The following is a 731-nucleotide window of genomic DNA, read 5'->3' on the forward strand; positions in this document are numbered from 1 at the left end:
CCGCCGGCGTTTTCTCGCCGCCGGCGCTGCCCTGGTAGTTCAGTCGCAAATCAATACTGTTGCCGGCGTCACCCTTATTTTTGGCCGTCAGCGTCACCGTCGCGGTCCCGGATGCCTCTGTGCTCAATGCCGTAACCGGAAGACTGGCATTAGCGTTTACGGCCGTTGCCAGTGCAGTACCAATGACGGCCACGGTATCTGTTGTCACGACCGTCAGCGGAACACGAATACCGCCGATATACAGCGACAACACCCCGTTTTCAGTGGGGACGGTGCTGATTGCCACACTGCCGGTGGCCGCCGCATCGTCATCACCATCCTCTAACGGCAGCAGATAAACATCCCCGCCGGTGTCGTTATTCATGTAGACGCGGGCCATTTCAGCCACCATGGAGCCCGCTCCCGCAAGCTCAATGGCCATCTGTGACGATCCACAGGGAACGGCTATATTTGCAGCCGCCGATCCCGTCGTCAGCCTCTGACCAATCAAAAGCGTGCGCTGCAGCGCCTGAGCACTGTTTGCCTGGCTGTTATCCATCGCTGCCCAGAACAGGGGCGTGAGGATATTCGAATCAATTACACTCATGCTTCAGGCTCCTTACCAGACGTGCCGGCAACTTTCTCTTTTTGCTTACCGGTACTGGCTGAAGGTTTATTCTTATCTGTCCTGATGACATCGCCATCACGCAGACGGTTTCGCCAGAAAATGGCGTTATCCGGCACCTCTGCCC

1 pseudogene is annotated in these 731 nt (G+C 57.0%); it reads right to left on the reverse strand.

The features are described 5' to 3' along the window. A pseudogene (locus DEO48_RS05315) lies at positions 1-586 on the reverse strand (phage tail protein); the annotation flags it as partial. Positions 587-731: the final 145 nt, after the last annotated feature.

Source organism: Enterobacter sp. CGMCC 5087, from assembly GCF_003144775.1.
Taxonomy (GTDB): domain Bacteria; phylum Pseudomonadota; class Gammaproteobacteria; order Enterobacterales; family Enterobacteriaceae; genus Enterobacter; species Enterobacter cloacae_M.